This window comes from Vibrio sp. SG41-7, from assembly GCF_014164465.1.
Lineage (GTDB): Bacteria > Pseudomonadota > Gammaproteobacteria > Enterobacterales > Vibrionaceae > Vibrio > Vibrio splendidus.
In genome coordinates this window covers 1-12,990 of record NZ_JACJFF010000140.1, presented here as the reverse complement: position 1 = coordinate 12,990, position 12,990 = coordinate 1, and the positions used below count along the sequence as shown (strand labels likewise).

Sequence of the window (12,990 nt, the reverse complement as noted above, 5' to 3'; positions counted from 1 at the left end):
CGATGCCAATGCCGCACCTTCAACTTGCCAGCCGAGGCCAATCACAAATACGATATCTAAAACAATGTTGGTGATATTAGTGATAATCACCATCCACATTGGCGCTTTAGCATTTTGGGTTCCGAGCAACCAACCTAAAATTACAAAGTTAGTTAGCGCAGCAGGCGCACTCCAGGCACGGATAGAGAAGTACTGCAGGCCATAATGTTTGACTTGTTCGCTGGCACTGCTCAATGAGAAAACCGCATCCGCAACAAAGCTGTGTAAAAGCAAAAAGACACCAGCAAACCCTAAGGCCATAGTCACGCCTTGCACAAAGACTAAACCAAGCTGCTTACCATCATTCGCACCATAAGATTGCGCGGCCAATCCAGTCGTCGACATACGCAGGAAACCAAGCAACCAAAAGGTCACACTGATCATGGTGCCGCCTAAGGCCACACCACCTAAATACCAAGAATGCTCTAGGTGACCGATAACCGCAGCATCGACTAAGCCCAACAGTGGAACCGTAATATTAGAGAGAACCATCGGGATCGCGAGCAATAGCACTTTTTTGTGCATCGCCTGATTAGATAGCGTTTGAAAAATAGTTTGGGGATTAAATAGCTTCACGATCACCTCTTTGATTAGAGGCGATAGTTTAACCTAGTGGGTGGGCTTTCACTATGTTGTGGGGTTTTACTTATCTTGATACTTCTATTCAGCTACCTGCAAACAAAGTCGCTAGCACTACCACTTAACAAGCACCAACTGTGGCGTTAAGCGCTTTTTGACCTGAGAGATCTTACACAGTAATCGCTGCCACAATTTCCAACGATTGCATTGTTGATCAAGTGGAGAAAACGCTTTTACCCATTGCGCCCATGGCAGCCAATTAAGAACACTGTCTACTGGAGAAGATAAGCCATGTGCATATTTTCCTGAACCAAGCTTTTGCCCAAGAGCACTAGAGCTTTTGTCTCCAGCTAACACTAAACACGCGTGTGCATGAGTAAAGTAACGACTCAATGACTGAATAAAATATGCGGTTTGTTGTTCATTGCAATCAAGCAAAGCATGTTCGCACACCACCATCACTGAGGCTTGTTCTGGGATGTTGAGCTCATCCAACCAAGTCAGATCGTCAACCGAACCACACTCCAAACGGTAGCGTTCATTCTTGTGGAACAGGCGTTGGCGCCAAACTAGATTTTCAGTTACATCCAATTCAACCCAATGACAGCGGCCATTATCTAAACGGTAGAAACGAGTATCGAGGCCTGCCCCAACATTGATAATCCAAGCATCTGGGTTATGAGATAGAAATTGTTGAACTTGAGAGTAACAAAGCTGAGTCAATGTTGCGTAGAGAAGTTGTTGTTGGTCGAGTTCACCAGTAAGACATTCTGGTGCTAATTGGCAGCGCTTGCAGGCTTGAGCTGCGATAGGGTCATAGACTAGGCCGTCATCGGCAAGGCTTTCGCGGCTGCGAAACCAAAGATGTTGAACGAGATCCGTCGGAACTTGGAATTCCTGATGTGCAGACCCTTGATCAAAAGGAGCCTTTTGAACAGAAGAGCGCGGCTTAGGAATAAGCGGCTTCATTTGAGGTTTGGTTGGATTTGGCATCATCATCTTCCTTGTATCTCGACAAAGAAGATGATAATGAATATCAATTACAATAACAAGTTATTGAGAATAAATATCAATAAGGTGTTTGTACTGATTACATCCAGTCAGTGTTGCGGATAATACCAACAGCCAGCCCTTCAATAGACAAGTGTTGAGATTCTAGATCGACATGGATTGGAGAAAACTCTTCATTTTCAGCGTGTAACAGCACCGTTGAACCTTTACGTTCTAGGCGTTTTACCGTTACATCATCATCGACACGAGCCACGACAACCTGACCATCGCGGACATCTTGTGTTTTATGAACAGCTAATAGATCACCGTCCATAATACCGATGTCTTTCATACTTTCGCCATTTACACGAAGTAAGAAGTCAGCTTGTGGTTTAAACATGCCTGGATCAACTTGATAATGCATTTCTACATGCTCTTGAGCCAAAATAGGCTCACCAGCGGCAACCTGACCGATTAGTGGTAAACCTTGCTCTTCATTCGCTGCATCTTCAAGCAAAATACGAATACCACGAGACGCACCCGGGATAATCTCAATCGCTTCTTTACGAGCAAGAGCTTTTAAATGTTCTTCTGCAGCATTAGCAGAACGGAAGCCAAGTTCACGCGCGATTTCTGCACGTGTCGGTGGCATACCGAAATCTTCGATCTTACTTTTGATAAGGTCAAAAACTTGTTGCTGGCGGGGCGTTAACGGCTTCATGATTCACCTGTCTTTTTATACAGTTGACTGTGAGTATATCCAGTAACTGAACAAAAGCAAAGCAATTGGTTGTTTTTAGTTCATTTTTAGCGATTTACAAAAACAAGATCTCTAGCCACACGTAACCCGCTAATCCTAAACAGATAAAAACTGCAGCTGAGCCAACATCTTTCGCCATCCCAGAAAGCTCATGATGTTCACTACCGATTCGGTCAACGACCGCTTCAATCGCGGTATTGATCAACTCGACAACCATCACCAACACGACGGCTGAAATCATCAAGATTCTCTCAACTTGGCTTACATCTAAGTAAAACGCCAACGGAATAAGCACTGCGGCCATGAATACTTCTTGTCGAAATGCCGCCTCGTTTTTAAACGAGCTCGTGATGCCTTGCCATGAAAAGCCCGCCGCTTTCACGATACGTTTGAATCCGGTGTTTGATTTTTTGGTCATTTTTAACCCTATACTCAATCAGTCGATGAATGATTTTCCACAAACTTAACGGCAATATGACTATTTCCATTAAAAGGTTAGACCAGTTTCTGGTATTCTTGCATCGATTAAATTTACGCCTAGGCTTATCCCTATTTCACTCACAGGATTTATCCTTTTCATCATAGAAATAGAGATACGCTTGAGCACATTGAAATAACTATTGAGGCAGTGAACCTATATGTCTTCTGGACAATCTTTTTCACGTTCATTAATGAAGCTACCTTTATCCGTATTGGTAAAGGGCACATCAATTCCTTCAAACCCTGTTGAGGATTTGAACATTGATTTGAGCAAACCGATTGTATACGCCTTACCGTTTCGCTCAAGTGTAGACATTCTTACATTGCAAAAACATGCACTTGAATTAGGGTTACCTGATCCGTTGAGCAAGCTTGAAATCAATGGCAAATCACTGCAACGCTACGTTTTTATCTCTTCTCGCAAAACTCTACTGCAAGACGATGATTATGTACCAAGCTCATCAATTGAAGTCTTCTCTGAGCTGCTTTCACTGCATGCTGAAGACTCTGATCTCGACGTTCAAGTTATCCCTGCTACTGTATTGTGGGGTCGTAAGCCTGGTAAAGAGAATAACCAGAAACCTTACCTACAAGCAATGAACGGCTTAGAGAAATCAAAAGCGGTATTACTGGCAGGTCGTGACTGCTTGGTTCGCTTTAGTCCTGTGGTTTCTCTGCGTTACATGGCTAACTCACACGGCACCGACAACACCATCGCACACAAACTGGCGCGCGTGGCACGTATTCACTTTTCTCGCCAAAAACTGGCAGCATCAGGTCCTAACCTGCCAAGTCGCCAAGCTCTGTTTGACCGCCTACTAAAATCTGAAGCGATCAAGAAAGCGATTGAAGATGAAGCACAAGTAAAGAACATCTCGATCGAGAAAGCGAGTAAAGAAGCTCAAGACATCATGGACGAGATTGCTGCGAACTTCTCTTACTCGCTAATCAAACGCGGTGAGAAGATTCTTGGTTGGTTGTGGAATAAGTTGTACCAAGGCCTGCATATCAGCAACGCTTCAACCGTTCGTAAGCTGGCTCAAGATGGTCACGAGATTGTTTATGTGCCTTGTCATCGTAGTCACATGGATTACTTACTGCTTTCTTACGTGCTTTACCACGAAGGCATGGTGCCGCCGCATATCGCTGCGGGTATCAATCTGAACTTCTTCCCTGCCGGTCCTATTTTCCGTCATGGTGGTGCGTTCTTTATTCGTCGTAGCTTCAAAGGCAACAAGCTGTACTCGACTATTTTCCGTGAATATCTGGCGGAATTGTTCGCCAAAGGTTACTCGGTCGAGTATTTCAGTGAAGGTGGTCGCTCTCGTACAGGTCGCCTGCTACAAGCTAAAACCGGCATGTTGGCGATGACTATTCAGGCTATGCTGCGCGGCATGAACCGTCCAGTGACGTTAGTACCTGTGTACATTGGCTATGAGCACGTAATGGAAGTGGCGACCTACGCAAAAGAACTTCGTGGTAAGCGCAAAGAAAAAGAAAATGCGAGCCTAGTGATTCGTACGCTCCGTAAGCTGCGCAATTTTGGTAAAGGCTACGTCAACTTTGGTGAGCCGATTCAGCTTAACCAATATCTGAACGAGCACGCTCCAGAGTGGACTAAAGATATCGATCCAATGGGAACCAGCAAGCCACAATGGATGAATCCAGTGGTCAATGACCTGGCAACCAAAATGATGACACACATTAACGATGCGGCAGCGACCAACGCACTAACACTTTGTGCAACGGCGTTACTGGCTTCAAGACAGCGTGCATTGTCTCGTGATTCTTTGGTTTCTCAGATCAACTGTTACCTGTCTCTGCTTAAGAACGTACCTTACTCTGATACATTTACGGTACCAAAAGACAGCGCTGAAGATCTGGTAAAACACGCTGAATCGCTGAACAAGTTCCTAATTGAATCAGACTCAATGGGCGACATCATTTCGCTAGACCGTCACCAGTCAATTCTGATGACTTACTACCGTAATAACATCATTCATTTGTTTGCTCTACCATCATTAATTGCTCAGATGACCATTCGTCAGCACGGCCTAACCATTGACACGATTCAAGAGAACGTTGCTGCTATCTACCCGTTCTTGAAGAAAGAGTTGTTCTTAAGCTACGACGAAGATCAGCTTGAAAGCGTGGTGGCGAACATCATTGAAGAGCTTGTTGGCCAAGGTATGCTTGTGGTGTCGGACAACCAAGTCACCATCAACCAGTCAAACAGCCAAGCACTGATGCTGTTAGGCCGTACGATTTCAGAAACGCTACAGCGCTACTCTATTGCTCTGAACCTATTGGCAGAGAACCCTGATCTGGATAAATCTGATCTTGAGCAGAAGAGCCAAGACATCGCACAACGACTGGGGCGTCTACAAGGCATTAATGCACCAGAGTTCTTCGATAAAGGCGTGTTTGCGTCGATGTTCGCAACCTTGAAACAGCAGCAATATTTGGATAACGATGGTAACTGCGATTTAGAAAAGACTCAGCAATTCGCTAAGCTTCTTTACTCAATGCTTTACCCAGAGGTCCGTCTGACGATTCAAGAGAGTATCCACCAAGCAGAGTAATCGCTTGATTAACAATTGCTTTAATCACTAGACTGAACACGATCAAAAAAGGCACCCATTGGGTGCCTTTTTATTGAGCGTTCGTTTAGCAAAAAACTCATACTTACCAGAAGGTAATGAATAAGCCTGCTGTCACTGCCATTCCAACATAATTGTTGTTTAGGAAAGCTTGGAAACATAAGTCTCGATCACGGTGGCGCATCAGATGTTGTTGATACACAAACAAGCCCCCCGCAACCAGCAGTGCCCAATAAAAGGTATCTCCTAATTGGTAATGCATGCCTAACGCTATTAACATCGCCAGTGTCACTAGCTGTAAGAAGCCAACGATAAGCTTGTCGAAACGACCAAATAGAATAGCCGTCGATTTGATGCCAATTTTTAAGTCATCATCTCGGTCAACCATTGCATATTGCGTGTCGTAGGCAATCGTCCACAGCGCATTGATAATGAAAATAAACCAGACCACACTAGGTAGCTCATTAGTTTGCGCCGCCCAAGCCATTGGGATTGCCCAACTAAACGCTAAGCCGAGGAACAACTGTGGAAGGTGCGTAAAACGCTTCATAAAAGGATAAATGAAGGCTAAGCCAACACCGATAACAGAAAGCTTAATCGTCAGCGGATTCATGGTTAGCACCAGCAAGAACGAAACCATGGCTAGCACTAAAAAGAGCAGAATAGCTTCCTTACTGGAAACCAAACCGGAAGGTAATGGACGCTGCTTGGTGCGTTTTACATGACCATCCACTTTACGGTCAGCAAAATCATTGATCACACAGCCAGCTGAACGCATCAATACCACGCCAAGTACGAAAACAACCAAGACATCAAAATCAGGCATGCCTTGCGCGGCGATAATCAGCGACCATAAGGTCGGCCAAAGGAGTAACAGGGTACCAATCGGGCGATTCATTCGCGTTAATTGCCAATACGCCTTCGCTTTGGTGGCAAACATTTACACACTCTCCTTAGAGTAAATGGGTGATGTTGGCAAAAATAGTTCTGCCACAAGCATCGGTTTATGGTTCATCCATAATCGAGAACGACGCGCGAGCAGTCGCTCATCGCCAGCGATAACCCAACCGACTTGCAGCGCATCTCGCTCCACGTTCTCAGCGCTGAACACGGTTAAACCAAGTGGGACATTACCTTGTTGAGAAAGGTCAGAGTGCTGATGATCTTCTAATGTGACTCGAGGAATCAAGGTTCGCCCTAACACCCACGGCTCATCATCACCCTTCAAAATCACTTTACGCAGTAAGCAATCAAACGATGATAAAAGAAGTTCCTCGTCCTGTTGTAGCATTGAGCGCTCTACAACTTGATTATGAAGCAACTCAACAGACAGGTGCTGACAGCTCTTGCCCAACTTGCGGGAAAGAGAACCTTGCTCCAAAAGCCACTCTCTGGTGATTTTATTAGGAAAATCAAATGTTTCTGTACTTTGCCAATCTACATTCATTAACGAATTAAGATACAGCGATATTGGCTGATTCATACTAGTATTCAATAGGTGACTTTACACGTACAATAAAGCTTCAACTTTCGAACAAAATTAAAGCGTTCTTCGAATTGTAAACGTATTTAGATTTAGACCGCTCATTGTAACAAGACTAATGCGTTTCGAATATCGCGAATAAACTAAAGAAAAGTCACAAATATGCACAAACGTTATGTAGCCCAAATATTTCTTGCGATTACCCTACTCTTTTCAGCATCAAGTTTCGCTGAAGAGGAATCGGCACCCAAACTAGCCTACTTCACGCTAGAGCCTGACCTGACCACCAATTTTTACACTAAAGGTAAAAAACTGGGCTACATTCAGGTTCGCCTCGATATAATGGTTGCGAATAGTAACGACTTGGCAGCCATTGAGCACCACCAACCACTGATTCGTGATGCTGTGATTGAATTGCTAGGTAAACAAAACGAAGAAACCATTAAGTCTCTATCTGGTCGTGAAGATTTAAGAAAAACCTTAGTTGAACATCTCAACAAGGTATTGCTTCCTGAAACAGGAAAAACCCTCATTGCTGACCTTCTGTTTACCAAATACCTTTATCAGTAATAATGATGTAAAAACGAATCCAAATAAAAAAGCGGCTCATCTGGCCGCTTTTTTTTGTCTCTATTATTTAGCTGCTGCCAAAAAGCATCTACTCACTTCGTGCTGAACTCGGTGCTTTCATAGCATCAATCCAACCAATAATGACACCAGCGGCTAGGCCAGCCAAATGAGCGGTGTTTGCAATGGCCATGAACGGTTGCATGTACCCAAGCACTAACCACACCAACATAAAGCCGAAGATCTGTCTTGGAATGCCTAAACCAAGCTGAGGGGCTTTTGCACCCACCACCCATAGATAGCCAACCAAGGCATACACAACACCAGACAAACCACCGAAATTCGCCCCTTCAACCCAGTACTGCCCGGCACCTGAAAGCGCAGAAGAGACAGCAAAGATCTGAAGTAGCTTGAGGCTACCTAGTTTTTTCTCAATATCCCCACCTAACTGCCACCACCACAAAATATTAAATGCGATATGCATAACAGAGAAGTGCAGAACAGCATGGCTTAACCAACGCCACAATTGCCATTGTTGTCCGTCAACCGCAGGGAAATGTAGGGCGTTGAAAATAGCTTGACCAAAACCGACTTGCTGCAGTGCAAAAATCACCACACACACCAACATCAGGCTGAGTGTCACGGGGCCCGCTTTGGCTTTTATCATGCCCATAAAACTTGGCGTGTGATAATGAAAGTTGCTCTTTCTGGTCTCTGCCATGTCCCAAGATGCTGCTTGATAGCGCTTATGATTGGGTTCCGACAGGAAACGATTGAGCTCGGCCTCGGTTTCAACCTGATATTGACCATCAAGAAGCCAAAGAGCAAAACGCCCTTCTCCCTCAGGTGACATCTGAATAGGGATCTGACGAAAGGCCATATAATCAATAAACGCTTGAGCAAGACGTGGATTGTCTAACACCATCAATCTAATCATTGTTACTTCCTATTCATGCTATGAGAGATGTTTGAAGCGATTCAAGTGATAAAGGCTATTAACCCGCGATCACTGGAAGTTCAGCACGATGCCAAGCTTCAAATCCACCATCAACACTATATACCTCTTCAAAGCCTTGGTTCACTAAATATTGTGCCGCACCTTGGCTACTAATACCGTGATAACACATCACTAAGATTGGCTGTTCGAACTCAACCTCATCCATGAACGACACCATGGTATCGTTAGTAAGATGGTAAGCGGTTTTTGAGTGAGCTACCGCAAAAGACTGCGGGTCACGTATATCGACAAGTCGAGCTTCGCCTTGTTCAATAAGGGCTTGAGCACCTTTAACATCGATATGTTTAAACTGGTCCATGACTTTCTCTTTTATACTGATTTACTTTGCTGCCATTGTAACCTATCCCAAGGCTAACAATCACATCCACTTAATAAGGTTATCCACCAGCGATCACTTTTACACCATTTGTGGATAAACCTGTGAATTGCGTGAATAAAGTGCTTTTTTAAAAATAGATCCACAACATGTAGTAATGATCCTGATCTAGCTGTGGGTTAACTGAAACATATCCCCACTGGAAAAACCCCTTCAAAGCCTTACTACACCCTGCTTTTAGACAGCTGACGAATAAACTTCTCACAGAGTTATCCACAAAATCACTTTGCAAATTTCGATCGCAAAAATTGAGAAATCGATCCAAAACAAAAAGGCCGAGATCTCTCGATCTCGGCCTTTTCAAAATTCAGCTATTTGTTAGCTCTACTAGAAAGTAGAAACTAGATGCTATTAGAAATCGCCAACGGCTTGTTTCAATTTCTTCATCGCATTCTTTTCTAACTGGCGAACACGCTCTGCAGAAATGCTGTAGGTATCCGCTAAGTCTTGCAATGTCGACTTGTTATCATCCAACCAACGTGAGCGCACAATGTGCTGGCTGCGTTCGTCTAAGCTCTTCAATGCGAGTCCTAAACGATTATTGGTATGAGATTCCCAGTTCGCAGCTTCAACTGTTTCTGCAACGTCTGACGCTTTGTCTTCTAGGTAGTAAACTGGAGCCGTGTAAGCAGAACCACCGTCATCGTCATCCATCGGGGCTTCAAACGTAGCGTCTTGTGCCGCTAAGCGAGATTCCATTTCACGAACTTCTGAAGGCTCAACACCCAACTCACGTGCAACCGTCTCAACTTCGCCGTTATTGAACCAACCTAAACGCTTTTTAGACTTACGAAGGTTAAAGAACAATTTACGTTGTGCTTTCGTTGTTGCGATCTTAACGATACGCCAGTTACGCAAAACGTACTCATGAATCTCAGCTTTGATCCAGTGAACAGCAAAAGAGACTAGACGAACACCAACTTCTGGATTGAAGCGCTTAACAGCCTTCATCAAGCCGATGTTACCTTCTTGGACGAGATCAGCCATTGGTAGCCCGTAGCCAGAGTAGCCTCTTGCAACGTGCACCACGAATCTTAGGTGGGAAAGGATCAAGCCTTTCGCAGCGTCGATCTCACCTTTGTAATGTAATCGCTCTGCAAGTCCACGTTCCTCTTCAGGAGTCAGCATAGGGTAGCTGTTCGCTGAGCGGATATAGCTATCTAAACTATCTTGTGTGACTAAAGCCATTTGATACGCTTGGTTTGCCATTCGGTTCCTCATCAATCTCTGATCTGGAGTAATACATCTATTAAAACCCGACAATCTTGAACCTAAAATGAACAGGTTTCAAGGAGGGGGAAGTAATTATGCATAATCAATTCGTCTATACAAGGCAAAAACTGGTTAAGAACTGCCTATTTTTCGTATAAATATGACTCTATTCACCTAAACTGGTTCAATTTCTTTTAGGTGACGCTGTGCAGAAAGCTTCGCAGCCACACTACCAAGCAGAGTTCCGACGATCAAAAGTAATAAAGACTCATCCCAACTCAGGCCAATTAAGCGGAAATGGCTATCATAAAGCTGAGCCAAATCATCCACTGCACTGTTGAGCAATACGGTAATCAATGCCGTCATAACCCAAGCACTAATCGAACCTAAAACGCCAAACCACATCCCAGCATAAAGGTATGGTCGAAGAATGTAGCTGTCGGTGGCACCAATCAGCTTCATGGTTTGAATCTCGTCTTTATGCGCCAACACATTAAAGCGTAATGTATTGCCAATAATCAAAAATACCGCGCCCAACATCAATACCGTTAGGGTAATAACGATGACCGCTGCTAATGCTTTGATCGCATCTAATCGAGCTAACCAATCTTCGTCTAAACGAACATCGGTCACTAGCTCTTGTTTTTTAACGTTGCTTGCTAATTCTTTGATTAAGACATCACTGTGCACGCTTGGCGTAATCACCAACACACCTGGCAATGAATAGTCATCTAGGATAGTCAGGGCATCTTCAAAACCAGAATATTGGCTTAGATCCGCAAGCCCTTGTTGCGGTGAAATATATTCCACCAGCTCGACTTGATCCCAACTTTCAATTTCATCCTTAAGCACCATTACTCTCGGCTCAGGAATACCATCCTCTACATAAGCACTTATTTGTGACGGGCTGGTGACATCTTGAGCCACTTCACCCACGTTCTTGCCCAGTAGGTACAAACAAGCTGGCATCGCCAAAGCCATTGAGATCACCGCAAGGGTCAACAAGTTGCCCAACGGACGTTGCCACATTTGCGAGAACGATGACTTAGCTTGTTTCCAATGAACAACAAAGAAGCCGTCGCTTGAAGCCCGGTTTGCTGCTCGATTGGATTGAGGTTTCTTGATGCGCTTATTCGCGGCCATAGTCTTCAACCTCACTCAAAAAGCCTTGGTTTAATTCAAGATGACGGTACTGAGGGCGAGTGTTCACTAACCCGATATCGTGCGTCGCCAGGATGATCGTGACACCTGCGCGGTTGAACTCTTCAAACAAACGTAATACACGGTTAGATAATTCAGGATCGAGGTTACCGGTCGGCTCATCCGCTAAAAGCAGAGTTGGACGGTTAACCACAGCGCGAGCGATACCCACGCGTTGCTGCTCACCACCAGAAAGCTGGCTTGGCAAACAACGGGCTTTGTCTAGTAAGCCGGTTTTATCCAACGCAGCACTGACTCGGCGTTTTATTTCATTTTCAGAAATAGATTCAATACGCATAGGCAGTGCGACGTTATCAAAGATAGAGCGATCCATCAGTAGGCGATGGTCTTGAAAGACAATCCCAATGTTACGACGTAAGAAGGGAATGTCTTTAGCTGGAATACGAGTGATATCGTGATCGTTAAACCAAACACGTCCATCAGTTGGACGCTCGATGGCGCAGATCAACTTCAGCAAGGTACTTTTACCAGCGCCAGAGTGCCCACCCAAAAAAGCCATCTCTCCACGTTTAAGGTGAAAGTCCACTTTTTGGAGCGCTTGTCGTCCGCCTCGGTAGGCTTTGCTCACTTGCTGAAATTTGATCACCGAAAATTCCTCTTACGATCACTCATATCAAATTTAAAACGGTAGCAGGTTAAGGATAAACCACTTTGCTACTCGCGTTACTCTTCGCGGCTAAATAGTGCTTCAATAAAGTCTTTAGACTCAAATGGACGCAGGTCATCAATGCCTTCACCCACACCAATGTAGCGGATTGGAATCTGGAACTGGTCAGCAATTGAGAAAATCACGCCGCCTTTCGCCGTACCATCTAGCTTAGTGAGCGTAATACCCGTTACTGGTGCCACGTCACTGAACAGCTTCGCTTGGCTGATAGCATTCTGACCGGTACCAGCATCTAGCGTTAACATGATTTCGTGCGGTGCAGAGTCATCAATCTTCTTCATTACACGAACAATCTTACGCAGCTCTTCCATCAAGTTGCTCTTGTTCTGCAAACGACCTGCTGTATCGGCAATCACAACATCAACACCACGCGCTTTCGCCGCTTCAATGGCATCGTAGATAACAGACGCGCTATCGGCACCAGTGTGCTGAGCGATCACAGGAACATTATTACGTTGACCCCAAACCTGAAGTTGTTCAACCGCTGCCGCACGGAAGGTATCACCCGCCGCCAACATCACTTTCTTGCCTTCGCTTTGGAATTGTTTAGCCAGCTTACCGATGGTGGTTGTCTTACCGACACCGTTCACACCAACCATTAAAATAACGTAAGGTGTTTTAGTCGTATCAACAACCAGTGGCTGTTCCACTTGGCTTAAGATATCCGCCATCTCTTCTTTGAGCAGACCATATAGAGCTTCACCGTCTTTTAGGTCATTACGAGATGCTTTTTCTGTCAGATTTTCAATGATCTTAACCGTGGTATTCATACCCACGTCTGCAATCAGAAGTTGCTCTTCTAGTTCTTCAAACAGATCTTCATCGATTTGTTTACCCTTGAACAAGCCAAAGAAGCCAGCACCGATGTTTGCTTTAGTGCGGCTAAGACTACGCTTAAGGCGCGCAAAGAAACTTTCTGTCGGCTTATCTTGAACTTCTTCAACCTGAGCTTGAGGAACAGCAACTTCTTCCTGTTCTGCTTCTGCTTCTGCTTCTGC

14 protein-coding genes are annotated in these 12,990 nt (G+C 44.7%); 2 read left to right on the top strand and 12 right to left on the bottom strand.

The window, feature by feature from the left end:
• From H5300_RS23025 to H5300_RS23010, 4 genes are all read right to left on the bottom strand, one after another.
• On the bottom strand, window positions 1–615 hold a 615-nt coding region (locus H5300_RS23025), incomplete at its 3' end, for an MATE family efflux transporter (protein WP_310736185.1).
• A 117-nt stretch (window positions 616–732) separates the two neighbouring features.
• Window positions 733–1,611, bottom strand: a complete 879-nt coding sequence (locus H5300_RS23020; RefSeq protein WP_182796986.1) for a class I SAM-dependent methyltransferase — start codon at window positions 1,609–1,611, stop codon at window positions 733–735.
• Between the two features lie 97 nt (window positions 1,612–1,708).
• On the bottom strand, window positions 1,709–2,329 hold the full coding sequence (lexA, locus tag H5300_RS23015) for a transcriptional repressor LexA (RefSeq protein ID WP_004736702.1): 621 nt from the start codon (window positions 2,327–2,329) through the stop codon (window positions 1,709–1,711).
• 94 nt (window positions 2,330–2,423) lie between these two features.
• Complete coding sequence (locus tag H5300_RS23010) at window positions 2,424–2,786, bottom strand: diacylglycerol kinase (protein ID WP_182796985.1); 363 nt, start codon at window positions 2,784–2,786, stop codon at window positions 2,424–2,426.
• Between the two features lie 220 nt (window positions 2,787–3,006).
• Between H5300_RS23010 and plsB the strand changes: the two genes are divergently transcribed.
• A complete protein-coding gene (plsB, locus tag H5300_RS23005; RefSeq protein WP_182796984.1) occupies window positions 3,007–5,430 on the top strand; it encodes a glycerol-3-phosphate 1-O-acyltransferase PlsB in 2,424 nt (807 codons plus the stop codon).
• A gap of 103 nt (window positions 5,431–5,533) precedes the next feature.
• Here plsB and ubiA read toward each other — a convergent pair whose 3' ends face one another.
• Window positions 5,534–6,388 (bottom strand): 4-hydroxybenzoate octaprenyltransferase, encoded by an 855-nt coding sequence (gene ubiA / locus H5300_RS23000; protein WP_004736705.1) that lies wholly within the window; start codon window positions 6,386–6,388, stop codon window positions 5,534–5,536.
• The gene (locus H5300_RS22995) at window positions 6,389–6,931 is read right to left on the bottom strand and encodes a chorismate lyase (RefSeq protein WP_004736706.1); all 543 of its coding nucleotides are present in this window, start codon (window positions 6,929–6,931) and stop codon (window positions 6,389–6,391) included. It lies immediately after the preceding gene.
• 162 nt (window positions 6,932–7,093) lie between these two features.
• On the opposite strand from H5300_RS22995, the gene H5300_RS22990 reads away from it, so the two are divergent.
• Entirely contained in the window at window positions 7,094–7,501 is a 408-nt protein-coding gene (locus H5300_RS22990; protein ID WP_004736708.1) for a flagellar basal body-associated protein FliL, read from the top strand.
• An 88-nt stretch (window positions 7,502–7,589) separates the two neighbouring features.
• Here H5300_RS22990 and glpG read toward each other — a convergent pair whose 3' ends face one another.
• From glpG to ftsY, 6 genes are all read right to left on the bottom strand, one after another.
• Window positions 7,590–8,435, bottom strand: coding sequence for a rhomboid family intramembrane serine protease GlpG (gene glpG, locus H5300_RS22985; protein ID WP_182796983.1), 846 nt, complete (start codon window positions 8,433–8,435; stop codon window positions 7,590–7,592).
• A gap of 58 nt (window positions 8,436–8,493) precedes the next feature.
• Window positions 8,494–8,814: a thiosulfate sulfurtransferase GlpE gene (gene glpE / locus H5300_RS22980; RefSeq protein WP_004736711.1), complete on the bottom strand. Its 321-nt coding sequence runs from the start codon at window positions 8,812–8,814 to the stop codon at window positions 8,494–8,496.
• Window positions 8,815–9,243: 429 nt separating this feature from the next.
• Complete coding sequence (rpoH, locus tag H5300_RS22975) at window positions 9,244–10,101, bottom strand: RNA polymerase sigma factor RpoH (RefSeq protein WP_026012297.1); 858 nt, start codon at window positions 10,099–10,101, stop codon at window positions 9,244–9,246.
• A 177-nt stretch (window positions 10,102–10,278) separates the two neighbouring features.
• Window positions 10,279–11,247 carry a permease-like cell division protein FtsX gene (gene ftsX, locus H5300_RS22970; protein ID WP_004736584.1) on the bottom strand — a complete coding sequence of 323 codons (969 nt, stop codon included), beginning with the start codon at window positions 11,245–11,247 and terminating at the stop codon, window positions 10,279–10,281.
• Complete coding sequence (gene ftsE, locus H5300_RS22965; protein WP_004736585.1) at window positions 11,234–11,911, bottom strand: cell division ATP-binding protein FtsE; 678 nt, start codon at window positions 11,909–11,911, stop codon at window positions 11,234–11,236. The genes ftsX and ftsE overlap by 14 nt, the downstream gene beginning before the upstream one ends.
• A gap of 77 nt (window positions 11,912–11,988) precedes the next feature.
• Window positions 11,989–12,990, bottom strand: a 1,002-nt coding sequence (gene ftsY / locus H5300_RS22960) for a signal recognition particle-docking protein FtsY (protein WP_182796982.1), incomplete at its 5' end; no start/stop codon positions are given.

Excerpts from the sequence above, each read along its gene's own strand:
- ftsX (WP_004736584.1), bottom strand. The coding sequence starts at position 11,247 with ATGGCCGCGAATAAGCGCATCAAGAAACCTCAATCCAATCGAGCAGCA.
- rpoH (WP_026012297.1), bottom strand. The coding sequence starts at position 10,101 with ATGGCAAACCAAGCGTATCAAATGGCTTTAGTCACACAAGATAGTTTA.
- ubiA (WP_004736705.1), bottom strand. The coding sequence starts at position 6,388 with ATGTTTGCCACCAAAGCGAAGGCGTATTGGCAATTAACGCGAATGAAT.
- H5300_RS22990 (WP_004736708.1), top strand. The coding sequence starts at position 7,094 with ATGCACAAACGTTATGTAGCCCAAATATTTCTTGCGATTACCCTACTC.
- H5300_RS23020 (WP_182796986.1), bottom strand. The coding sequence starts at position 1,611 with ATGCCAAATCCAACCAAACCTCAAATGAAGCCGCTTATTCCTAAGCCG.
- lexA (WP_004736702.1), bottom strand. The coding sequence starts at position 2,329 with ATGAAGCCGTTAACGCCCCGCCAGCAACAAGTTTTTGACCTTATCAAA.
- glpG (WP_182796983.1), bottom strand. The coding sequence starts at position 8,435 with ATGATTAGATTGATGGTGTTAGACAATCCACGTCTTGCTCAAGCGTTT.
- plsB (WP_182796984.1), top strand. The coding sequence starts at position 3,007 with ATGTCTTCTGGACAATCTTTTTCACGTTCATTAATGAAGCTACCTTTA.
- H5300_RS22995 (WP_004736706.1), bottom strand. The coding sequence starts at position 6,931 with ATGAATCAGCCAATATCGCTGTATCTTAATTCGTTAATGAATGTAGAT.
- glpE (WP_004736711.1), bottom strand. The coding sequence starts at position 8,814 with ATGGACCAGTTTAAACATATCGATGTTAAAGGTGCTCAAGCCCTTATT.
- H5300_RS23010 (WP_182796985.1), bottom strand. The coding sequence starts at position 2,786 with ATGACCAAAAAATCAAACACCGGATTCAAACGTATCGTGAAAGCGGCG.